A 21549-nucleotide genomic window follows, 5' to 3' on the forward strand; every position below is an offset into this window, starting at 1 on the left:
GATATGTATTCATCAATTGCACAGGCCAACGACGCCATTATTGAACGCATCAAAGCCGCCCGCCCACATTGGGTCGCTGTCCGTCCTGCGAAAGAGGCGGTGGTTGAATTGTCCTCCGGGCGTAAATTGCTGCACGCCGGCCCGCCGATTGCCTGGGAAGAGATGACGGGGCCTATGCGCGGTGCCTGTATCGGCGCATCGCTGTTTGAGGGGTGGGCGGCCAGTGAAGAGGAAGCTGTCAGTCTCCTGAATCAGGGCGAAGTGGAATTTATCCCGTGCCACCATGTTGGCGCCGTCGGCCCGATGGGCGGCATCACCTCTGCAAACATGCCAGTGCTGGTCGTACGTGACGTGGTGCATGGCAATCAGTCCTGTTGCAACCTGAACGAAGGGATCGGCAAAGTCATGCGTTTCGGCGCCTACGGTGAGGATGTGCAGACGCGTCTGCGCTGGATGCGCGATACGCTGGCACCGGTGTTACAGGAGGCCTTGTCGCGCATGGAGAACGGCGTGGATCTGACGGCGATGATGGCTCAGGCGATTACGATGGGGGACGAATTCCATCAGCGTAATATCGCGGCCTCGTCGTTACTGCTGCGCACGCTATCCCCTGTGATCGCCGGTCTTGATCGTCCGAAAGCCGAAATCATTGAGGTGCTGCAGTTCCTGAGCGTGACCGATCAGTTCTTCCTTAACCTGGCGATGGCCTACAGCAAAGCGGTGATGGATGCGGCGGCAGTGATTAAAGCCGGTTCGGTGGTGACCGCAATGACGCGCAACGGGCGTGAGTTCGGGATTCGCGTCAGCGGCACCGGCGACCGTTGGTTTACCGCGCCAGTGAATACGCCGCAGGGCTTGTTCTTTACCGGCTACAGTCAGGCTGACGCTAACCCGGATATCGGTGATAGCGCCATTACCGAGACGCTGGGCATTGGTGGCGCAGCCATGATTGCTGCACCTGGCGTGACGCGTTTCGTCGGTGCGGGCGGTATGGGGGCTGCTCTGGAAACCTCTGAGGAGATGGCGGAAATCTACCTCGCCAACAACCCTTTGTTCCAGATCCCGTCCTGGGATTTCAAAGGGGCGTGTCTGGGGCTGGATATCCGTCGTGTCGTGGAAACGGGGATTACGCCGCTGATCAACACCGGTATCGCTCACCGCGAAGCCGGAATCGGCCAGGTTGGTGCGGGGACCGTACGTGCACCGCTGCTGTGCTTTGAAAAAGCGCTGGAAGCGCTGGCGGAAGAGCATCACATCACGGCGTAACAGAAATGCCCGGTGGCGCTAACGCTCACCGGGCCTACGGATCGGTGTCACTCGTGGGCCGGATAAGGTGGCGCCGCGATCCGGCATTTCGGAGTAACCTATGTTCATTCTCAATGCCCTGGCCTGCGCCGGGCTTTATCGACTTCCAGAGGGTGAATGGACGCTGCACAGTCGCTTCTCACAGGCGATCAATTTCAGCCATGCTAACGGCGAATTACTGACGTTATACCGCTATGGTAAAGGCATGGGGCCGACCGGCGTGCTGTTGAGTCGTGCACAGTTCTCCCGCCTGACGACGGTTTCACGCTTGTGCAAAACCGGGGATCTGCTGACCGGGCAGGGGGTGACCCTTCGCCCTCAGCGTCAACTCAGGCTGCAACTGACTCCTTCTGCTATCGCACTGCTCGACCTGTCTTCCTGTGTTCAGCAAACCGGTCTGGGAGGTGCGCTCAACCAGCCACTCAATACCGTGGCGTGTTATCCGCAGATCGTCGCCGGGCTGGAGCGTTGGGCGAATGGCATCGCGCCAGACTGGCGCTGGCTGATTGGACGAGGTCCCGGACTCACGCCCAGCGGTGATGATATGCTTACGGGAATGCTGGCGGTCTTTATTGCAGCCGGGATACCGGTTCACCTTTTTTTACCCCCGGCGGATCAACTTGCGCAACTGACAACTTCGGTAAGCTGTAGCTATCTTAATAGTGCCAGAGTGGGCGAATTTTCGACGCCGGTGTTGGGGGTGATGCGCAGCTTGCAAACCGGGCGTGACGCAGGCCACGCACTGCGTCGTCTGCTCACGGTGGGGCACACCTCCGGCGCTGACATGGTGTTAGGGATTGCGCTGGCGCAACGCTGGTTGCTGATGGCTGACTCAAGGGGAAAGCATGCTCGATCAGGAAACAATACGTACATTTATTCGGGTAGCTGAGACGGAGAGTTTTTCCCGTGCGGCCAGCTCACTGCATAAAACGCCTGCGGCAATCAGTTACCGCATCAAAACGCTGGAAGAGCAGGTGGGTACGCAGCTCTTTTTACGAACCACGCGTTCCGTCAGCCTGACGTTGGCCGGTCAGCATCTGCTCGAACATTGTCGCCAGTGGCTTAACTGGCTGGACGCCATGCCTGATGAGTTGCAGCAGATTAATGCGGGCGTTGAGCGTCAGGTTAATATTGTTATCAATAATTTGCTCTATCAGCCGCAGACGACCGCTGATTTACTGACGTGGCTGCATCAACAATTTCCCTTCACCCGTTTCCAGATCTCCCGCCAGGTCTATATGGGCGTGTGGGATTCGCTGCTGTATGACGACTATCAACTGGCGATTGGCGTGACCGGTTCCGAATCGTTGTCAAACAACATTTCACTGCTGCCACTGGGGGACATTAGCTGGCAGTTTGTGGTCGCGCAGAATCACCCGTTGGCCAGCCATCCGGCAACGGTGTTATCGGACGACATGCTGCGTCGCTACCCCGCCATCAATATTGAAGATACGTCGCGCACGCTCACCCGTCGCGTGGCCTGGCTGCTGAGCGGACAAAAGGAGATTAAGGTTCCGGATCTCAGCACCAAGCTGGCCTGTCACTTAAGTGGCCTGGGCGTCGGTTTTTTACCGGAACGTCTGTGTCGCCCTTACGTAGAATCCGGCGCACTGGTGGCTCGTTCGGTGGTGAATCCTCGCCAGCCGTCACCGCTTTCTATCGCCTGGAAGAATGCAGGAAGTGGAAAAGTGGTCAGCGAAATTGCCGCAATTTTTAAACAAAAACATGGGCTGGTGGGGGGATTTTTGCGGATGGTGGATCGTCCTGCAGAACGGCAATAGCCGTGATATCCAGAATTGAAACATAACGAAAATGGCATATTCACCCATTATTGTTTACCTTTAACGGGGTGTTTTCGTGAGATTGATCTCATTTGCTCTGATTTGTTATGACCAAGGAATATGTAATGGAAGATTTGAATGTTGTCGACAGCATCAACGGTGCGGGGAGCTGGCTGGTCCGCAACCAGGAATTGCTGTTGAGCTATGCCGTCAACATCGTGGCGGCAGTGGCCATTGTGATTGTCGGGATGATCGTGGCGCGTCTGGTGTCGAATACGGTTAATCGCCTGATGGTGGCGCGGCATATCGATGCTACCGTGGCAGACTTTCTTTCCGCGCTGGTGCGCTACGGAATTATTGCCTTCACGCTGATTGCCGCACTGGGTCGGGTAGGGGTACAGACGGCGTCGGTGATTGCGGTGCTCGGTGCCGCCGGTTTAGCGGTCGGTCTGGCGTTGCAGGGATCGTTGTCTAACCTTGCCGCAGGCGTTCTGCTGGTCATGTTCCGTCCGTTCCGTGCGGGTGAGTATGTGGATCTGGGCGGCGTTGCCGGGACGGTGCTGAATGTGCAGATTTTCTCCACCACCATGCGCACCGTGGACGGTAAAATTGTCGTCATCCCGAACGGTAAAATCATTGCCGGCAATATCATCAACTTTTCCCGTGAGCCGGTACGCCGTAATGAATTTATTATTAGCGTCGCTTACGACTCTGATATCGATAAGGTGAAACAGATCCTCACCGGGATTATCGAATCAGACGATCGCATTCTGAAAGATCGCGAAATGACGGTTCGTCTGAATGAGTTGGGCGCGTCGTCGATTAACTTTGTGGTGCGCGTCTGGAGCAACAGCGGCGATCTGCAAAACGTGTACTGGGACGTACTGGAGCGGATTAAGCGTGAATTTGATGCCGCTGGAATCAGCTTCCCGTATCCGCAGATGGACGTGAATTTCAAACGCGTGAAAGAAGTCACGGCAGAATAATGCTATGCCGGATGCGCATCGCAGCATCCGGCAAAATCCCCTCTTCATTAATTTCCCTAATCTACGATTAATATTATCCATTTCCGCTAATAATCATCCCGCGCTATAGTCTGCGCTATAGAGACAACACTCAGGATGATTACCGTGATATCGTATTATTTTCAAGGTCTTGCGCTTGGCGCAGCCATGATACTTCCGCTCGGCCCACAGAATGCGTTTGTGATGAATCAGGGGATACGTCGCCAGTATCACATCATGATTGCGCTCCTGTGCGCCATCAGCGATCTGTTGCTGATTTGCGCCGGGATTTTTGGCGGTAGCGCATTACTGATGCAGTCGCCGTGGTTGTTGGCGCTGGTCACCTGGGGCGGAGTGGCTTTTTTGCTGTGGTACGGTTTTGGCGCTTTAAAGACAGCAATGAGTAGCAATCTGGAACTGGCCAGCGCGGAAGTGATGAAGCAGGGACGCTGGAAGATCATCGCCACCATGCTGGCGGTGACATGGCTGAATCCGCACGTCTACCTGGATACATTCGTGGTGCTGGGCAGTCTGGGCGGACAACTGGATGTCGAACCCAAACGCTGGTTCGCGCTCGGCACCGTCAGTGCCTCCTTCCTGTGGTTCTTCGGCCTGGCGCTGCTGGCGGCGTGGCTCGCGCCGCGACTGCGTACCGCAAAAGCGCAGCGGATTATCAATACGCTGGTGGGGCTGGTGATGTGGTTCATCGCTTTTCAACTGGCAAAAGAAGGCGTTGCGCATGTTCACGCCTTGTTCAATTAAGAGCCAGTCCATTAGCGCTCTAAGCGTTGTCTGATGGACAACACACTATTTCGCGCTAAGCTTGCCTGCATGCGCCCTGAAATTTGGGGCAACTCACGTAACATGGAGGAGCGACAGTGAAGTTCAAAGTGATGGCCCTGGCGGCATTAGTGGGATTCAGTGCAATGTCGGTGCAGGCAGGCGAATTGCCTGACGGACCGCACATCGTGACTTCCGGGACGGCAAGCGTGGACGCTGCACCTGATATTGCCACGCTGGCAATCGAGGTTAATGTTGCGGCGAAAGACGCTGCGACGGCGAAGAAACAGGCTGATGAGCGCGTTGCGCAATACCTTTCTTTCCTTGAGCAAAATCAGATCGCGAAAAAAGACATTAGCTCGGCGAACCTGCGCACCCAACCGGATTACGATTATCAGAACGGCAAAAGCGTCCTGAAAGGGTATCGTGCGGTGCGTACTGTCGAAGTGACGCTGCGTCAGTTAGATAAACTCAACCCACTGCTGGACGGCGCGCTGAAAGCGGGGCTGAACGAAATTCGTTCCGTTTCGTTGGGTGTGGCGCAACCGGATGCTTATAAAGACAAAGCGCGTAAAGCAGCGATTGATGATGCAATTCACCAGGCGCAGGAACTGGCGGCCGGTTTTAACAGCAAACTGGGTCCGGTTTACAGCGTGCGCTACCATGTCTCGAACTATCAGCCAAGCCCGATGGTGCGGATGATGAAAGCGGACGCGGCACCGGTGTCAGCGCAGGAAACGTACGAGCAGGCGGCGATTCAGTTTGATGATCAGGTCGATGTGGTGTTCCAGTTGGAACCTGCGGCGGGTCAACAATCTGCGGCAACCGCCAAAGCGCAATAACCTTCCAGGCCGGATGAGGCATGTGCGCCACCATCCGGCAATTTTGTTGATTACTTCGCGATACGTTTGTACTTGATACGCTTTGGCTCCAGCGCGTCAGCGCCCAGCGTGCGTTTCTTGTACTCTTCGTATTCGGTGAAGTTACCTTCGAAGAACTCCACTTTCCCTTCATCCTGGTAGTCCAGAATGTGGGTGGCGATACGGTCAAGGAACCAACGGTCGTGCGAGATAACCATTGCGCAACCCGGGAACTCCAGCAGGGCGTTTTCCAGCGCGCGCAGGGTTTCGATATCCAGGTCGTTGGTCGGTTCATCGAGCAGAAGAACGTTACCGCCAACCTGCAGCAGCTTCGCCAGATGCAGACGACCGCGCTCACCACCGGACAGCTCGCCGACGCGTTTGCCCTGGTCGGTGCCTTTGAAGTTAAAGCGGCCAACATAGGCGCGACTTGGCATTTCGGTGTTGCCGATCTTCATGATATCCAGCCCACCGGACACTTCTTCCCACACGGTTTTGCTGTTATCCATGGCGTCACGGAACTGATCGACGGAGGCCAGCTTAACGGTTTCACCCAGCGTGATGGTGCCGCTGTCTGGCTGTTCCTGACCGGACATCATACGGAACAGGGTGGATTTACCCGCGCCGTTCGGACCGATGATGCCGACGATGGCGCCTTTCGGTACAGAGAAGCTCAGATCGTCAATCAGCACGCGGTCGCCGTAGGATTTACGCAGGTGGCTGACTTCAATGACTTTATCACCCAGACGCGGTCCAGGTGGAATAAACAGTTCGTTGGTTTCGTTACGTTTCTGGTATTCCGTGCTGTTCAGCTCTTCAAAGCGTGCCAGACGGGCTTTACCCTTAGACTGACGGCCTTTCGCGCCCTGACGAACCCACTCCAGTTCTTTCTCGATAGATTTACGGCGTGCCGCTTCCTGAGAGGCTTCCTGCGCCAGACGCTGATCTTTCTGCTCCAGCCAGGAGGAGTAGTTACCTTCCCACGGAATACCTTCGCCGCGGTCAAGTTCAAGGATCCAGCCTGCGACGTTGTCGAGGAAGTAACGGTCGTGGGTAATCGCCACTACGGTGCCTTCGAAGTCGTGCAGGAAGCGTTCCAGCCAGGCCACGGATTCCGCATCCAGGTGGTTGGTCGGTTCGTCAAGCAGCAGCATGTCAGGTTTTTCTAACAGCAGACGGCACAGTGCGACACGGCGACGTTCACCCCCGGAGAGGGTCGCGATTTTGGCGTCCCAGTCTGGCAGACGCAGGGCGTCGGCCGCACGCTCCAGTTGCACGTTCAGGTTATGACCGTCGTGCGCCTGAATGATCTCTTCGAACTTGCCCTGTTGCGCGGCCAGTTTATCGAAGTCGGCATCTGGCTCTGCGTATTTCGCATAAACCTCATCCAGACCTTTCAGTGCGTTGACCACTTCCGCCACTGCTTCTTCAACAGACTCGCGTACGGTGTGTTCAGGATTAAGCTGAGGTTCCTGCGGCAAGTAACCAATTTTGATGCCGGGCTGCGGGCGGGCTTCGCCTTCAATATCTGTATCAATGCCCGCCATGATGCGCAGCAGGGTGGACTTACCGGCACCGTTAAGGCCCAGTACGCCGATTTTTGCGCCAGGGAAGAAGCTCAGCGAGATGTTTTTAAGAATATGACGTTTCGGCGGAACGACTTTGCCGACACGATGCATGGTATAAACGAATTGGGCCACGTTGGACTCGCCTCTGTATTTATCGTGATGAATATACCCGTCATACTTCAAGCTGCATGTGCGTTTGCTGCACTCGTTCACCCCAGTCACTTACTTATGTAAGCTCCTGGGGAGTTCACTCCCTTGCCGCCTTCCTGCAACTCGAATTATTTAGGGTATAGATGTATTCAAAGGCGAAGTGTAGCCTTTTTCCCCTCTCAATCCCAGCCAGCAGATCTCACTCGCAGTAAAAGTAAAAAAGTGTCCGCGACGTGGCGTAAATGCCAATGACTGGTTAGCATGAAATCATTAGGCGGCATGAGGCTGCAGCGACGTATCATATTTAGAGGAAGAGCTTGTGGACAAAGCCCAACGATTTACCTGGCGTCTTATTGCCGCCGGTGTGTGCCTGCTGACGTTAAGTCAGGCAGCGCGAGCCGATTCACTGGACGAGCAGCGTAACCGTTACGCACAGATTAAGCAGGCCTGGGATAACCGACAGATGGATGTCGTGGAGCAGATGATGCCGGGCCTGAAGAATTACCCCCTGTATCCCTATCTGGAATATCGGCAAATCACCGATGATCTGATGAATCAGCCGACCGTCACGGTGACCAACTTTGTACGTGCCAACCCAACCCTGCCGCCAGCGCGTACGCTGGAATCGCGTTTCGTTAACGAACTGGCGCGGCGTGAAGACTGGCGCGGATTATTAGCGTTTAGCCCGGAGAAGCCGAGAACCACCGAGGCGCAGTGCAATTACTATTACGCGAAGTGGAATACCGGGCAAACGGAAGAAGCCTGGCAGGGGGCGAAAGAGCTGTGGTTGACCGGTAAAAGCCAACCTAATGCCTGTGACAAACTGTTCAGCGTCTGGCGCGCGTCTGGCACCCAGGATCCGCTCTCTTACCTGGAGCGCATTCGCCTGGCGATGAAAGCGGGCAACACTGGACTGGTGACGGTACTGGCCGGGCAGATGCCGGCGGAGTATCAGACTATCGCGTCAGCGATTATCTCACTGGCGAACAACCCGAACAGCGTCCTGACCTTTGCGCGCACCACCGGCGCGACCGATTTCACTCGTCAGATGGCCGCTGTGGCCTTTGCCAGCGTCGCTCGTCAGGATGCGGAAAACGCGCGTCTGATGATTCCGTCACTGGTACAGGCGCAGCAGTTGAATGAGGATCAAACCCAGGAGCTGCGCGATATCGTCGCCTGGCGATTAATGGGCAACGACGTCACCGACGAGCAGGCGAAATGGCGAGACGACGCGATTATGCGCTCGCAGTCCACCACGCTGGTGGAGCGTCGGGTGCGCATGGCGCTCGGGACTGGCGATCGTCGTGGCCTGAACACCTGGCTGGCGCGTCTGCCGATGGAGGCGAAGGAAAAGGACGAATGGCGATACTGGCAGGCCGATTTGCTGCTGGAACGAGGACGTGAAGCGGAAGCAAAAGAGATCCTGCATGCGCTGATGCAACAGCGCGGTTTCTACCCGATGGTGGCAGCGCAGCGTCTGGGAGAAGAGTACGTTCTGAAAATTGATAAAGCGCCTGGCGATGTGAATAACGCGCTGACTCAGGGAGCGGAAATGGCCCGCGTTCGCGAACTGATGTACTGGAACATGGATAACACCGCCCGCAGCGAATGGGCAAACCTGGTCACCAGCCGGACGAAGACGGAGCAGGCGCAGCTGGCGCGTTATGCCTTCAACAATCAGTGGTGGGATCTGAGCGTGCAGGCGACGATCGCCGGTAAACTCTGGGATCATCTGGAGGAGCGCTTCCCGCTGGCGTATCAGGATCTCTTTACCCGCTATACCCGTGGCAAAGATATTCCGCAAAGCTATGCGATGGCGATCGCGCGTCAGGAGAGCGCCTGGAATCCGAAGGTGAAATCGCCGGTCGGCGCCAGCGGGCTGATGCAGATTATGCCAGGCACCGCGACGCACACGGTGAAGATGTTCTCTATTCCGGGTTACAGCAGTCAGAATCAGTTACTGGATCCGGAAACCAATATCAATATCGGCACCAGCTACCTGCAGTACGTCTATCAGCAGTTTGGCAATAATCGGATCTTCTCGTCAGCAGCTTACAATGCCGGACCAGGGCGTGTGCGTACCTGGCTTGGCAACAGCGCGGGACGGATCGACGCCGTGGCGTTTGTCGAGAGTATTCCCTTCTCGGAAACGCGTGGCTATGTGAAGAACGTGCTGGCCTACGACGCTTACTATCGCTATTTCATGGGGCAGAAAGACACCCTGATGAGCGATTCTGAGTGGCAGAGACGTTATTAATCCGATGGGTTATGTTATGATTTGTACTCGTGTATGAGTACAACAGGGCGGCATAACATGACCCAGCATTCCCCTTATTCATCGGCGATGGCCGAACAACGTAATCAGGAGTGGCTTCGTTTTGTGGAGTTGCTCCGCCAGTCTTATGCAGAGGATCTGCACTTACCGCTGTTGCAACTGATGCTGACCCCGGATGAGCGCGAAGCGCTGGGGACGCGTGTACGCATTATCGAAGAGTTATTACGTGGCGAAATGAGCCAGCGCGAGCTTAAAAACGAGCTGGGCGCGGGGATTGCGACGATCACCCGCGGCTCTAACAGCCTGAAATCGGCGCCCGTCGAACTGCGGCAGTGGCTGGAAACCATATTGTTGAAAAACGCCTGAAAAGTGATTTCGTAGGCCTGATAAGCGTAGCGCCATCAGGCTTGCAACCGCACTATCGCCGGATGACAATTTCGTCTTATCCGGCTTACGAACTCAACGATAAATCGCGTTATGAAACGGGCTGAGCGCCAGAATCACGGCCTGGTGGTAAACGCTGGCGCGCGTCAGTTTCCCGGCGGTAAACACGCCAATCGCCCCTTCTTTTCGGCCAATCTTATCAATACCTGTGTAGTGTGACATTACCGGACCCAGCGCTTCACCCTCACGCACTTTTTCAAGGATCACCGCAGGCAGCGGCAGCGTCGCAGAACGCGCTTCGCCACGCTGGGTGGCGTTTTCGACAACCACCCAACTGAAGGTCGCATCTTCATCAATACCCGCTTCGATGGCTACCCAGAAGTCGGCATCGGGGCGCGCACGACGGGCGTTTTCGACCCGATTCCGTGCGCCAGCACGCGTTTCAGGACTTCCGAAGGGTTGTTCCGGTACGCCGCTATCGACGTCCACAGACTCAATATGGCAGGATCCTTCACCGAAGATCTCGTTAAATGCCTGCAGAATTGCCTGAATTTTGGCGGGATTGGTGGTTGCTGAGACAACATGGTGCATAATTAAGCTCGATTTTATAAAAACTCTTTGCAGTATACGGAAAAATAGCATGTTACAGGTATACCTTGTTCGCCACGGTGAAACGCAGTGGAACGCCGAGCGACGCATTCAAGGCCAGTCCGACAGTCCGCTGACCGCTAAAGGTGAGCAACAAGCTATGCAGGTAGGTGACCGCGCGAAAAGTCTCGGCATCACCCACGTCATTAGTAGTGATTTGGGACGTACCCGCCGCACCGCTGAAATCATCGCCCAGGCCTGTGGTTGTGATATCACCTTAGATGCTCGCCTGCGCGAGCTGCACATGGGCGTGTTGGAAAAACGTCATATTGATACCCTGACTGAAGAAGAAGAGAACTGGCGTCGTCAGTTAGTCAACGGCACCGTCGACGGACGTATTCCCGAAGGGGAGTCGATGCAGGAGTTAAGCGATCGCGTTCATGGCGCGCTCGCTGCGTGCCTGGATTTGCCGCAGGGGAGTCGTCCGCTGTTGGTCAGTCATGGCATTGCGCTGGGCTGTCTGGTCAGTACGATTCTGGGACTTCCTGCCTACGCTGAACGCCGCTTACGCCTGCGTAACTGCTCGATTTCGCGGGTAGATTATCAGGAAAGCCTGTGGCTGGCGCCGGGATGGGTGGTCGAAACGGCAGGGGACATCTCGCATCTGGACGCCCCTGCGTTGGATGAGCTACAGCGCTAACGGCGAATCGGAATCAGGAATTCGCAGCGCAGGTTAATGGGGCGGTCACCGGCTTTGGCATCTTCAGCCGGGTAGTACCGCTCGATATCCTGGCCCTTGCGGCGCGTCAGGTTCAGGAGCGGCATGCAGGTACCATAGACCGTCAGGATGAACTCCTGAACGCCCGTTCCCAGCCCTTCGTAAGTAAACATCACATACTCGCCGCCCTGCAACAGCACCGGCTGTGCCGACTGTACGTAGCCGTTGGCCTGATCCTGCGGCAGCGCGGTGGTGTAGAACACTTCCTGCTCGTCATCTTTTTCATGGCTGGGATGCGTTTCGTTCAGGCCATAGAGTACAGGCGGAATGGTTGGCGCGTGGCCGAGGAAATCGTGCCAGAACTGATAGCGCATTTCGTGGCGGAAATCGGAAATTTGCTCCAGCGAACAGGAGTAACTCTGGGTGACACCCAGCAGTTGCATATCTTCCAGAGTGACAAATTTATGCTCAGGCATGGCAAATTCGCCCAGACGCAGAGGCGGACGAATACCGAATGCGCTCCATTCCGGTGAACGACGATACAGTGCAGGCGTCTGGGAAAACTGTTTCTTAAAGGCGCGGGTGAACGTTTGTTGAGAGTCGAAGCGGTACTGCAGGGCAATATCCAGAATCGGGCGAGCCGTCAGGCGAAGCGCAACGGCAGATTTCGATAAGCGGCGTGCGCGGATATACGCGCCAATCGCATGACCCGTCACGTCCTTAAACATTCTCTGCAGATGCCACTTGGAATAACCCGCTTTTGCCGCCACATTGTCAAGCGACAGCGGCTGATCCAGATGACCTTCCAGCCAGATTAATAGGTCGCGAATAATGCCGGCCTGATCCATAAAATATCCTCATCCTTTCAACTACAAACACCTGACATCAGATTATTGGATAATAGCATTTTTTGTTGTTTTAGCATTCAGTGTTTTTTTTGCGCATTAATGCTTTTTTTGAATCTAATAAAACGTGATTATTGTAATCCTGTGATCTGTAAACAGTTTCTTTTACAATGCTGAATAATTGCGCAGCGTCATTTTAAAGAATGGTAACAATATGAAATACAAGAGTTTAGTTCTGTCCACTCTGTTGCTTATGCTGGCGCCGCTGGCATCTGCTGAGCAGATCGGTTCCGTCGATACGGTGTTTAAGATCTTTGGGCCGGATCATAAAATCGTCGTGGAGGCGTTTGACGACCCCGATGTTAAAAACGTGACCTGCTACGTCAGCCGTGCCAAAACCGGTGGCATTAAAGGCGGGTTGGGGCTGGCGGAAGATACTTCTGATGCCGCCATCTCCTGCCAGCAGGTAGGACCGGTAGAACTGAGCGACAGAATCAAGAACGGTAAAGCGCAGGGCGAAGTGGTCTTTAAGAAACGCACTTCGTTGGTCTTCAAATCATTACAGGTCGTGCGCTTCTATGATGCCAAACGCAACGCGCTGGCTTATCTGGCCTATTCCGACAAGGTGGTCGATGGGTCGCCGAAAAATGCCATTAGCGCGGTACCTATCATGCCGTGGCGCGAATAACAGGGAAGCATTATGCAGCAGGTGTCGGTCTGGCTGGTGGAAGATGAGCAGGGTATCGCGGATACCCTGATTTATATGCTCCAGCAGGAAGGGTTTAGCGTGGAAGCCTTTGAGCGCGGGTTGCCCGCGCTGGAGAAAGCACGTCATCAGTGTCCGGATGTAGCGATTCTCGATGTCGGGTTGCCGGATATCAGCGGTTTTGAGCTGTGCCGGCGATTGCTTGAGTACCATCCGGCGTTACCAATCCTCTTTCTGACGGCGCGCAGCGATGAGGTGGATCGCTTGCTGGGTCTGGAAATCGGTGCCGACGATTACGTCGCCAAACCGTTTTCACCGCGGGAAGTCTGCGCCAGAGTCCGCACGCTGCTACGTCGGGTGAAGAAGTTTTCCACGCCGTCGCCTGTTGTCAAAACCGGCCATTTTGAGCTGAATGAACCGGCGGCTGAAGTGGCCTGGTTTGGTACGCCCCTGTCACTCACGCGCTATGAATTTTTGCTGCTGAAAACGCTGCTGTTATCTCCAGGGCGTGTCTATTCGCGCCAGCAACTGATGGATATCGTCTGGGCCGATGCGCAGGATACATACGACCGGACGGTCGATACGCACATCAAAACGCTGCGCGCCAAACTGCGCGCGATCAACCCGACGCTTTCGCCGATCAACACGCATCGTGGGATGGGCTACAGCCTGAGGAGCCTCTGATGCGCATTGGCATGCGTTTGCTGTTGGGCTATTTCCTGATTGTCGCTGTTGCTGCGTGGTTTGTTCTTTCTATTTTTGTACAGGAGATTAAACCTGGCGTACGGCGCGCAACGGAAGGGACGCTGATCGATACTGCCACGCTGCTGGCGGCGCTGGCGCGTGACGATCTCCTGTCGGGTAACCCGGCGCATGGCCAACTGGCGCAGGCGTTTACGCAACTGCATAACCGTCCTTTTCGCGCCAACATCAGCGGAATCAATAAAGTCCGCAATGAGTACCATGTTTACATGACGGATGCGCAGGGCAAAGTGGTGTTTGATTCCGTCAATAAAGCGGTCGGGCAGGATTACTCTCGCTGGAACGATGTCTGGCTAACGCTGCGTGGACAGTATGGCGCGCGCAGTACGCCGCAGGATCCCGCCGATCCGGAAAGCTCGGTCATGTATGTTGCTGCGCCGGTTGTCGACAACGGAAAGATCATCGGCGTGCTCAGCGTGGGAAAACCCAATGCCGCGATGGCACCGGTGATTAAACGCAGCGAGCGCCGGATCCTTTGGGCCAGCGCGATTCTGCTTGGCATTGCGCTGGTGATAGGCGCCGGGATGGTCTGGTGGATAAACCGTTCCATTGCCCGCCTGACGCGCTATGCGGATTCCGTGACCGAAAACCAGCCGATGCCGCTGCCTGAACTGGGCAGCAGTGAGTTGCGCAAACTGGCGCAGGCGCTGGAGAGCATGCGTCTGAAGCTGGAAGGCAAGAATTACATTGAACAGTACGTATACGCGCTCACCCACGAGCTAAAGAGTCCGTTGGCGGCCATTCGCGGCGCGGCGGAAATTCTGCGGGAAAATCCGCCTCCGGACATTGTTAAGCGCTTTACCGACAATATTCTCAGCCAAAATGCGCGAATGCAGGCGCTGGTTGAAACCTTGCTGCGCCAGGCGCGACTGGAAAACCGTCAGGATATTGCCCTCTCCCCGGTTGCGGTCGATGCACTGTTTGCGCAAATCAGCGACGCGCGCACGATTCAACTGGCGACGAAGGCGATATCGCTGGAGATTGTCCCCTCGGCGTTAAGCGTCTCTGCGGAGCCGGCGCTGCTGGAACAGGCGTTGGGCAACTTGCTGGACAATGCCATTGATTTCACCCCGGCAGGCGGAGCGATCACCCTCAGCGCACAAGCGCATGCAGAGACGGTGACGCTGACGGTGACCGATACGGGTACAGGCATTCCTGATTTTGCCTTACCGCGGATATTTGACCGCTTTTACTCACTGCCGCGTGAGAATGGCCTCAAAAGCAGCGGTCTTGGACTGGCGTTCGTTCGCGAAGTGGCGCGACTGCTGAAGGGGAGTGCAGAATTACGTAACCGCCCAGAAGGCGGCGTCGAGGCCACGCTCACACTTCACCGTCACTTCACATAACTTCAAATTCCCCCCACATAGCGTGCGTACTCTGCGGGTATTGCATAAGGAGAACGCTATGTTGAAATCCCCCCTGTTCTGGAAAATCGTCACCTTAGGTGGCGCGATTGTGTTGCTGCTGATCCCCCTGATGATGGTCCGGCAGATTATTGTGGAACGTGCTGATTATCGTGATGCGGTGGAGGATGCGATTCGGCAGAGTACCAGCGGACCGCAAAAAGTGGTCGGCCCGCTCATTGCCGTACCTGTGACTGAGTTATACACCGTGCTGGAAAACGAGAAAGAGGTGCAGCACAGGCGCAGTTTTATCCACTTCTGGCTGCCGGAGTCGTTGATGGTGGAGGGGAACCAGAACGTCGAACCGCGAAAAGTGGGCATCTACGAAGGGCAGGTCTGGCATACCGATGTTACCTTGAAAGCGGAGTTTGATGTTGCACGACTGAGTGAACTGAACCGGCCCAACATAACCCTTGGGAAACCGTTTATCGTGGTGGGCGTGGGTGATGCGCGAGGGATTGGCGTGGTGAAAGCACCGAAGGTGAATGGAATGGCGCTTGCCGTCGAACCGGGGACGGGGCTAACAGACCGCGGAGAAGGGCTCCACATTCCGCTTCCGGATGCGCAATGGGCGATGCGCGATGTGAACCTGGCGATGTCACTCAATTTAAGCGGAACTGGCGCTTTCTCGGTCGTTCCGGTAGGACGTAGCAGCCAAATGACGCTCACCAGCAACTGGCCGCATCCCAACTTCCTCGGTGATTTTCTACCCGACAAGCGCGAAATCAGCGAGTCAGGGTTTCAGGCACAGTGGCAAAGCAGTTGGTTTGCCACTAACCTGGGCGATCGGTTTGTGGATGCGCGAAAAGACGGGTGGTATAACCTGCCGTCGTTTAGCGTCGCGGTTGCCACTCCTGCCGATCAGTATCAACTGACGGATCGGGCGACGAAATATGCCATTTTGCTGATTACACTGACATTTATGGCCTTCTTTATGTTCGAAACGTTGACGGGAAAAAAATTACACCCGATGCAGTATCTGCTGGTGGGGCTGTCGCTGGTGATGTTTTATTTGCTGTTGCTGGCGCTCTCCGAACATATTGGTTTCACCCTTGCATGGATTGTCGCAAGCCTGGTGGGCGCGCTGATGAACGGGGTTTATCTCCAGGCAGTGCTACAGGGCTGGCGTAGTAGCGTGGTTTTCACTCTGGCATTGTTAGCGCTGGATGGTGTGATGTGGGTACTGTTGCGCTCGGAAGACAGCGCGCTGCTGTTGGGGACGAGTGTGCTGCTGTTGGCGCTGGGGAGTGTGATGTTCCTGACGCGGCATCTTGACTGGTATGCATTCTCGCGTGCGAAACCGACACCAACACCAACGGCGCCGAAACCGTCCGCACCCGTGGACGATGCGCTACGCGTGTGGAAGTAAATTCAGCAAAAAGCAGATAAGAAAAACGGCGCATTGAGCGCCGTTTTTTTGACGGTGGTAACCCGATTAATCCTGCAGATCGCCACAAAAACGGTAACCTTCACCGTGAATAGTCGCGATAATTTCCGGCGTATCCGGCGTGGATTCGAAATGCTTACGAATGCGGCGGATGGTCACGTCAACGGTACGGTCATGGGGTTTCAGCTCACGACCAGTCATTTTCTTCAGCAGCTCAGCACGGGACTGGATCTTGCCTGGGTTCTCGCAGAAGTGAAGCATGGCACGGAACTCACTGCGCGGCAGTTTGTACTGTTCGCCATCAGGCCCGATCAGAGAACGGCTGTTGATGTCCAGTTCCCAACCGTTGAACTTGTAGCTTTCAACGCTACGACGTTCTTCGCTGACGGTACCCAGGTTCATGGTACGAGACAGAAGGTTGCGGGCACGGATAGTCAGTTCGCGCGGGTTAAACGGCTTGGTGATGTAATCGTCTGCACCGATTTCGAGGCCGAGGATTTTATCGACTTCGTTATCGCGGCCAGTCAGGAACATCAGCGCAACGTTAGCCTGCTCGCGCAGTTCACGCGCCAGCAGAAGACCGTTTTTGCCTGGCAGGTTGATATCCATGATCACCAGGTTGATGTCATATTCAGAGAGGATTTGATGCATTTCCGCGCCATCAGTCGCTTCGAATACATCATAGCCTTCCGCTTCGAAAATACTTTTTAACGTGTTGCGTGTTACCAACTCGTCTTCAACGATAAGAATGTGCGGGGTCTGCATGTTTGCTACCTAAATTGCCAACTAAATCGAAACAGGAAGTACAAAAGTCCCTGACCTGCCTGATGCATGTCGCAAATTAACATGATCGGCGTAACATGACTAAAGTACGTAATTGCGTTCTTGATGCACTTTCCATCAACGTCAACAACATCATTAGCTTGGTCGTGGGTAGTTTCCCTCTGGACCCGACAGTGTCAAAAACGGCTGTCATCCTAACCATTTTAACAGCAACATAACAGGCTAAGACGTACCGGACACCCAATAAAACTACGCTTCGTTGACATATATCAAGTTCAATTGTAGCACGTTAACAGTTTGATGAAATCATCGTATCTAAATGCTAGCTTTCATCACAAAATTGCAATAATCCAACTAGTTGCACAGGATAACTAATTAACACGGCGAATCCTATGAATGAGATTCATTTTAAATCAAATTATCTCTGATAAACAGAAGGATATACTGTTTCTGTTAACATAAAAAACATTAGTAAAGTAAGGAAACAGTTTAGCGCCTTTTATGAAAGGTGAAACGGTTTTCCACTGATTTTGGTTAAAATTTTGTAAATTCGCTCCGCGTAATATCTTGACATAGTTCACACAATTGCCCGCGGACAGGCATAAAGAGTAAAAAAATGCGCATTACTATTATCCTCGTCGCTCCCGCCAGAGCGGAAAACATTGGTGCTGCGGCTCGCGCCATGAAAACCATGGGATTCACTCAGTTGCGTATCGTTGACAGTCAGGCGCATCTTGAACCCGCCACGCGCTGGGTGGCGCATGGCTCCAGCGATATTATTGATAATATTACTGTTTTTCCGACGCTTGCGGACGCGCTTGTCGATGTTGATTTTACCGTCGCCACCACGGCTCGCAGTCGGGCAAAATTTCACTACTACGCGACGCCGGCGGAACTGGTTCCGCTGCTGGAAGAAAAATCGGCCTGGATGAATCACGCCGCGCTGGTTTTTGGTCGTGAAGACTCCGGACTGACCAACGATGAACTGGCACTGGCGGATGTTCTGACCGGCGTGCCAATGGTTGCAGATTATCCTTCATTGAATCTGGGGCAGGCGGTGATGGTTTACTGCTATCAATTAACAAATTTAATGCAACAACCTGCTAAAGAAGTCGATTCATCTGATGAATTTCAGTTACAGGCATTACGCTCACGCATCATGAGCCTGTTGACCACTCTGGAGGTTGCAGATGACAGCAAACTGGTCGACTGGCTGCAACAGCGTCTGGGGCAATTAGGGCAGCGAGACACGGTAATGTTGCACCGCCTGGTCCATGATATCGAAAAAAAAGTCACAAAATAATAATTTTCCTTTAGTTGTATTTATGGTGATAACTGCTGATTTCAAGAGGGGTTTTCCTGCGGGTTTGGTTGAAAATAAACCTTTCGCCAGCAGCTCATGAACAAGTTTCGTCAGGTGAGTAAATCAAATATTTATTGACTTAGCTCACCATATACTTTAACCAATATAGACATACAGCACAGACAGATTACCCGTCATACTTCGAGTTGCATCTGCGTTGGCGACTTTTGTTCACCCCAGTCACATCGTTTTCTATGCGCCAGGGGCTTTACGCAATTGCCGTCCTCCTTCAACACGAATTATTCAGGGTAAATAATGACAGAGTACACAACATCCATGAAACGCATCAGCACCACCATTACCACAACCATCACCATTACCACAGGTAACGGTGCGGGCTGACGCGTACAGGAAACACAGAAAAAAGCCCGCACCTGAACAGTGCGGGCTTTTTTTTCGACCAAAGGTAACGAGGTAACAACCATGCGAGTGTTGAAGTTCGGCGGTACATCAGTGGCAAATGCAGAACGTTTTCTGCGGGTTGCCGATATTCTGGAAAGCAATGCCAGGCAGGGGCAGGTAGCGACCGTTCTTTCTGCCCCCGCTAAAATTACCAACCATCTGGTGGCGATGATTGAAAAAACCATCGGAGGTCAGGACGCATTACCCAATATCAGTGATGCCGAACGTATTTTTGCCGAACTTCTGACCGGACTCGCCGACGCCCAGCCGGGCTTTCCGCTGGCGCAGTTGAAAGTGTTTGTTGAGCAGGAATTTGCCCAAATCAAACATGTGCTGCATGGGATCAGCTTGCTAGGACAGTGTCCGGACAGCATTAACGCTGCGCTCATCTGCCGTGGCGAAAAGATGTCGATCGCCATCATGGCGGGGTTACTGGAAGCCCGCGGCCACCACGTTACCGTTATTGACCCGGTCGAAAAACTGCTGGCGGTGGGGCACTACCTCGAATCTACCGTCGATATCGCCGAATCGACTCGCCGCATCGCCGCCGGGCGTATACCCGCCGATCACATGGTGCTGATGGCCGGGTTCACCGCCGGTAATGAGAAGGGTGAACTGGTGGTGCTGGGGCGCAATGGCTCCGATTACTCCGCAGCGGTTCTGGCGGCCTGCTTACGCGCCGACTGTTGCGAGATCTGGACAGATGTCGACGGTGTATATACCTGTGACCCGCGCCAGGTACCTGACGCCAGGTTGCTGAAATCGATGTCTTATCAGGAAGCGATGGAGCTCTCCTATTTCGGCGCAAAAGTGCTTCACCCTCGTACCATTACCCCCATCGCGCAGTTCCAGATCCCTTGCCTCATCAAAAATACCGGTAACCCGCAGGCGGCAGGCACGCTGATCGGCGCCAGCCGCGATGAAGACGATCTGCCAGTGAAGGGGATTTCCAACCTTAATAATATGGCGATGTTCAACGTCTCCGGTCCTGGCATGAAAGGGATGGTGGGGATGGCGGCGCGCGTGTTTGCGGTGATGTCCCGTGCAGGCATTTCCGTGGTACTGATTACCCAGTCATCCTCTGAGTACAGCATCAGCTTCTGCGTGCCGCAGGCCGACTGCGCCCGCGCGCAGCGTGCCTTGCAGGATGAATTCTATCTCGAACTGAAAGAGGGCGTGCTGGAACCGCTGGCGGTCACTGAACGACTGGCGATTATCTCCGTCGTTGGGGATGGCATGCGTACACTGCGGGGTATTTCGGCGAAATTCTTTGCCGCACTGGCGCGCGCGAATATCAATATCGTGGCTATCGCGCAGGGCTCTTCCGAGCGTTCCATTTCGGTCGTGGTCAATAACGACGATGCCACGACGGGCGTACGCGTCACCCATCAGATGTTGTTCAATACCGATCAGGTAATTGAAGTGTTTGTCATTGGCGTTGGCGGGGTAGGCGGCGCATTACTGGAGCAGCTTAAGCGCCAGCAAACCTGGCTGAAGAAAAAACATATCGATCTGCGCGTGTGCGGTGTGGCGAACTCGAGAGCGCTGTTGACCCATGTGCATGGCCTGAACCTGGAAAACTGGCAGGCTGAACTGGCTGAAGCGAAAGAGCCGTTCAATCTTGGTCGCTTAATCCGTCTGGTGAAGGAATATCACCTGCTGAACCCGGTGATTGTGGATTGTACGTCCAGTCAGGCGGTGGCCGATCAATACGCGGACTTCCTGCGTGAAGGATTCCATGTGGTCACGCCGAACAAAAAGGCGAATACCTCGTCAATGGATTACTACCATCAGCTGCGCTTCGCTGCCGCGAAGTCACGGCGCAAATTCCTCTATGACACTAACGTGGGTGCCGGTCTGCCGGTGATCGAAAACCTGCAAAACCTGTTGAATGCGGGCGATGAATTGCTGAAGTTCTCCGGCATCCTGTCCGGTTCGCTGTCATTTATTTTCGGTAAGCTCGACGAGGGTATGAGCCTCTCTGAAGCGACTCGTATCGCGCGTGAAATGGGGTACACCGAACCCGATCCGCGTGACGATCTTTCGGGAATGGACGTGGCGCGTAAGCTGCTGATCCTCGCCCGTGAAACCGGGCGCGAGCTGGAACTGTCAGACATCGTCATTGAACCGGTGCTGCCGAAAGCGTTTGATGATTCAGGCGACGTTGACGCGTTTATGGCGAATCTGCCGCAGCTTGACGATGCCTTTGCCGCTCGGGTGGCAAAAGCCCGTGATGAGGGCAAAGTATTGCGCTATGTTGGCAACATCGAAGAAGACGGCGTCTGTCGGGTGAAGATTTCTGAAGTGGACGGTAACGATCCGTTGTACAAAGTGAAAAACGGCGAAAACGCGCTGGCGTTCTACAGCCACTACTATCAGCCGCTACCGCTGGTTCTGCGCGGTTATGGTGCGGGTAACGACGTCACGGCGGCAGGGGTGTTTGCTGACCTGCTGCGTACTCTCTCATGGAAGCTAGGAGTCTAAC

Annotated in this window: 21 protein-coding genes and 1 other annotated feature; of the genes, 17 read left to right on the forward strand and 4 right to left on the reverse strand. The window is 54.6% G+C overall.

Features of this window, described 5'->3' with window-relative positions; all coding sequences use genetic code 11:
* The first annotated feature begins 3 nt into the window (after positions 1 to 3).
* The 6 genes from KI228_RS04090 (at position 4) to KI228_RS04115 (ending at position 5712) form a co-directional block, all read left to right on the forward strand.
* Positions 4 to 1266: a YlbE family protein gene (locus tag KI228_RS04090; protein ID WP_042998036.1), complete on the forward strand. Its 1263-nt coding sequence runs from the start codon at positions 4 to 6 to the stop codon at positions 1264 to 1266.
* Positions 1267 to 1366: 100 nt separating this feature from the next.
* On the forward strand, positions 1367 to 2194 hold the full coding sequence (locus KI228_RS04095) for an oxamate carbamoyltransferase subunit AllH family protein (protein ID WP_044264824.1): 828 nt from the start codon (positions 1367 to 1369) through the stop codon (positions 2192 to 2194).
* Positions 2151 to 3086 carry an HTH-type transcriptional activator AllS gene (gene allS, locus KI228_RS04100; RefSeq protein ID WP_042998034.1) on the forward strand — a complete coding sequence of 312 codons (936 nt, stop codon included), beginning with the start codon at positions 2151 to 2153 and terminating at the stop codon, positions 3084 to 3086. The genes KI228_RS04095 and allS overlap by 44 nt, the downstream gene beginning before the upstream one ends.
* A gap of 125 nt (positions 3087 to 3211) precedes the next feature.
* Positions 3212 to 4072, forward strand: coding sequence for a small-conductance mechanosensitive channel MscS (locus tag KI228_RS04105; RefSeq protein WP_042998033.1), 861 nt, complete (start codon positions 3212 to 3214; stop codon positions 4070 to 4072).
* 144 nt (positions 4073 to 4216) lie between these two features.
* A complete protein-coding gene (gene argO, locus KI228_RS04110; protein ID WP_043001725.1) occupies positions 4217 to 4852 on the forward strand; it encodes an arginine exporter ArgO in 636 nt (211 codons plus the stop codon).
* A 116-nt stretch (positions 4853 to 4968) separates the two neighbouring features.
* A complete protein-coding gene (locus KI228_RS04115) occupies positions 4969 to 5712 on the forward strand; it encodes an oxidative stress defense protein (RefSeq protein WP_042998032.1) in 744 nt (247 codons plus the stop codon).
* A gap of 50 nt (positions 5713 to 5762) precedes the next feature.
* On the opposite strand, the gene ettA is transcribed toward KI228_RS04115, so the two are convergent.
* A complete protein-coding gene (gene ettA / locus KI228_RS04120; RefSeq protein WP_044255637.1) occupies positions 5763 to 7430 on the reverse strand; it encodes an energy-dependent translational throttle protein EttA in 1668 nt (555 codons plus the stop codon).
* A 337-nt stretch (positions 7431 to 7767) separates the two neighbouring features.
* Here ettA and sltY point away from each other — a divergent pair, with 337 nt between their 5' ends.
* Together sltY and trpR are read left to right on the forward strand one after the other, a co-directional pair.
* On the forward strand, positions 7768 to 9705 hold the full coding sequence (gene sltY / locus KI228_RS04125) for a murein transglycosylase (protein WP_042998030.1): 1938 nt from the start codon (positions 7768 to 7770) through the stop codon (positions 9703 to 9705).
* A 57-nt stretch (positions 9706 to 9762) separates the two neighbouring features.
* Entirely contained in the window at positions 9763 to 10089 is a 327-nt protein-coding gene (trpR, locus tag KI228_RS04130) for a trp operon repressor (RefSeq protein ID WP_042998029.1), read from the forward strand.
* 93 nt (positions 10090 to 10182) lie between these two features.
* Here trpR and yjjX read toward each other — a convergent pair whose 3' ends face one another.
* Positions 10183 to 10698, reverse strand: a complete 516-nt coding sequence (yjjX, locus tag KI228_RS04135) for an inosine/xanthosine triphosphatase (protein ID WP_042998028.1) — start codon at positions 10696 to 10698, stop codon at positions 10183 to 10185.
* A 49-nt stretch (positions 10699 to 10747) separates the two neighbouring features.
* Between yjjX and gpmB the strand changes: the two genes are divergently transcribed.
* Entirely contained in the window at positions 10748 to 11395 is a 648-nt protein-coding gene (gene gpmB, locus KI228_RS04140) for a 2,3-diphosphoglycerate-dependent phosphoglycerate mutase GpmB (protein WP_044264833.1), read from the forward strand.
* Here gpmB and robA read toward each other — a convergent pair.
* Positions 11392 to 12261, reverse strand: coding sequence for an MDR efflux pump AcrAB transcriptional activator RobA (robA, locus tag KI228_RS04145; RefSeq protein ID WP_044255635.1), 870 nt, complete (start codon positions 12259 to 12261; stop codon positions 11392 to 11394). The genes gpmB and robA overlap by 4 nt on opposite strands.
* Before the next feature lie 211 nt (positions 12262 to 12472).
* Here robA and creA point away from each other — a divergent pair, with 211 nt between their 5' ends.
* Genes creA through creD form a run of 4 tightly spaced genes read left to right on the forward strand, consistent with a single transcriptional unit; the run spans position 12473 to position 16498 of the window.
* On the forward strand, positions 12473 to 12946 hold the full coding sequence (gene creA, locus KI228_RS04150; protein ID WP_042998025.1) for a protein CreA: 474 nt from the start codon (positions 12473 to 12475) through the stop codon (positions 12944 to 12946).
* A 12-nt stretch (positions 12947 to 12958) separates the two neighbouring features.
* Positions 12959 to 13648 carry a two-component system response regulator CreB gene (gene creB, locus KI228_RS04155; protein WP_042998024.1) on the forward strand — a complete coding sequence of 230 codons (690 nt, stop codon included), beginning with the start codon at positions 12959 to 12961 and terminating at the stop codon, positions 13646 to 13648.
* A complete protein-coding gene (gene creC / locus KI228_RS04160; RefSeq protein ID WP_042998023.1) occupies positions 13648 to 15072 on the forward strand; it encodes a two-component system sensor histidine kinase CreC in 1425 nt (474 codons plus the stop codon). Before creB ends, creC begins: the two co-directional genes overlap by 1 nt.
* A 58-nt stretch (positions 15073 to 15130) precedes the next feature.
* On the forward strand, positions 15131 to 16498 hold the full coding sequence (gene creD / locus KI228_RS04165; RefSeq protein WP_061070555.1) for a cell envelope integrity protein CreD: 1368 nt from the start codon (positions 15131 to 15133) through the stop codon (positions 16496 to 16498).
* 66 nt (positions 16499 to 16564) lie between these two features.
* Here creD and arcA read toward each other — a convergent pair whose 3' ends face one another.
* On the reverse strand, positions 16565 to 17281 hold the full coding sequence (gene arcA / locus KI228_RS04170; protein WP_001194359.1) for a two-component system response regulator ArcA: 717 nt from the start codon (positions 17279 to 17281) through the stop codon (positions 16565 to 16567).
* A gap of 95 nt (positions 17282 to 17376) precedes the next feature.
* On the opposite strand from arcA, the gene yjjY reads away from it, so the two are divergent.
* The 4 genes from yjjY to thrA all read left to right on the forward strand — a co-directional run bounded on the left by yjjY (position 17377) and on the right by thrA (position 21548).
* A complete protein-coding gene (gene yjjY / locus KI228_RS04175; RefSeq protein ID WP_042998021.1) occupies positions 17377 to 17517 on the forward strand; it encodes a YjjY family protein in 141 nt (46 codons plus the stop codon).
* A 398-nt stretch (positions 17518 to 17915) separates the two neighbouring features.
* Entirely contained in the window at positions 17916 to 18602 is a 687-nt protein-coding gene (locus KI228_RS04180; protein ID WP_061070554.1) for a tRNA/rRNA methyltransferase, read from the forward strand.
* Positions 18603 to 18938: 336 nt separating this feature from the next.
* Positions 18939 to 19004, forward strand: coding sequence for a thr operon leader peptide (thrL, locus tag KI228_RS04185; RefSeq protein WP_001386572.1), 66 nt, complete (start codon positions 18939 to 18941; stop codon positions 19002 to 19004).
* Positions 18940 to 19060, forward strand: a sequence feature (Thr leader region). (Overlaps the previous gene by 65 nt.)
* 25 nt (positions 19061 to 19085) lie before the next feature.
* The gene (thrA, locus tag KI228_RS04190; protein ID WP_044328250.1) at positions 19086 to 21548 is read left to right on the forward strand and encodes a bifunctional aspartate kinase/homoserine dehydrogenase I; all 2463 of its coding nucleotides are present in this window, start codon (positions 19086 to 19088) and stop codon (positions 21546 to 21548) included.
* The last annotated feature ends 1 nt before the right edge of the window (position 21549 follow it).

The sequence above is a fragment of the Citrobacter amalonaticus genome, assembly GCF_018323885.1.
GTDB classification, from domain to species: Bacteria; Pseudomonadota; Gammaproteobacteria; order Enterobacterales; family Enterobacteriaceae; genus Citrobacter_A; species Citrobacter_A amalonaticus.

What these genes read in the sequence shown, in the direction of transcription:
- yjjY (WP_042998021.1), top strand. Translation starts at nt 17,377, where the DNA reads ATGACTAAAGTACGTAATTGCGTTCTTGATGCACTTTCCATCAACGTC.
- KI228_RS04180 (WP_061070554.1), top strand. Translation starts at nt 17,916, where the DNA reads ATGCGCATTACTATTATCCTCGTCGCTCCCGCCAGAGCGGAAAACATT.
- trpR (WP_042998029.1), top strand. Translation starts at nt 9,763, where the DNA reads ATGACCCAGCATTCCCCTTATTCATCGGCGATGGCCGAACAACGTAAT.
- creA (WP_042998025.1), top strand. Translation starts at nt 12,473, where the DNA reads ATGAAATACAAGAGTTTAGTTCTGTCCACTCTGTTGCTTATGCTGGCG.
- KI228_RS04105 (WP_042998033.1), top strand. Translation starts at nt 3,212, where the DNA reads ATGGAAGATTTGAATGTTGTCGACAGCATCAACGGTGCGGGGAGCTGG.
- KI228_RS04090 (WP_042998036.1), top strand. Translation starts at nt 4, where the DNA reads ATGTATTCATCAATTGCACAGGCCAACGACGCCATTATTGAACGCATC.
- thrA (WP_044328250.1), top strand. Translation starts at nt 19,086, where the DNA reads ATGCGAGTGTTGAAGTTCGGCGGTACATCAGTGGCAAATGCAGAACGT.
- gpmB (WP_044264833.1), top strand. Translation starts at nt 10,748, where the DNA reads ATGTTACAGGTATACCTTGTTCGCCACGGTGAAACGCAGTGGAACGCC.
- allS (WP_042998034.1), top strand. Translation starts at nt 2,151, where the DNA reads ATGCTCGATCAGGAAACAATACGTACATTTATTCGGGTAGCTGAGACG.
- robA (WP_044255635.1), bottom strand. Translation starts at nt 12,261, where the DNA reads ATGGATCAGGCCGGCATTATTCGCGACCTATTAATCTGGCTGGAAGGT.
- creB (WP_042998024.1), top strand. Translation starts at nt 12,959, where the DNA reads ATGCAGCAGGTGTCGGTCTGGCTGGTGGAAGATGAGCAGGGTATCGCG.
- creD (WP_061070555.1), top strand. Translation starts at nt 15,131, where the DNA reads ATGTTGAAATCCCCCCTGTTCTGGAAAATCGTCACCTTAGGTGGCGCG.
- arcA (WP_001194359.1), bottom strand. Translation starts at nt 17,281, where the DNA reads ATGCAGACCCCGCACATTCTTATCGTTGAAGACGAGTTGGTAACACGC.
- KI228_RS04095 (WP_044264824.1), top strand. Translation starts at nt 1,367, where the DNA reads ATGTTCATTCTCAATGCCCTGGCCTGCGCCGGGCTTTATCGACTTCCA.
- creC (WP_042998023.1), top strand. Translation starts at nt 13,648, where the DNA reads ATGCGCATTGGCATGCGTTTGCTGTTGGGCTATTTCCTGATTGTCGCT.
- yjjX (WP_042998028.1), bottom strand. Translation starts at nt 10,698, where the DNA reads ATGCACCATGTTGTCTCAGCAACCACCAATCCCGCCAAAATTCAGGCA.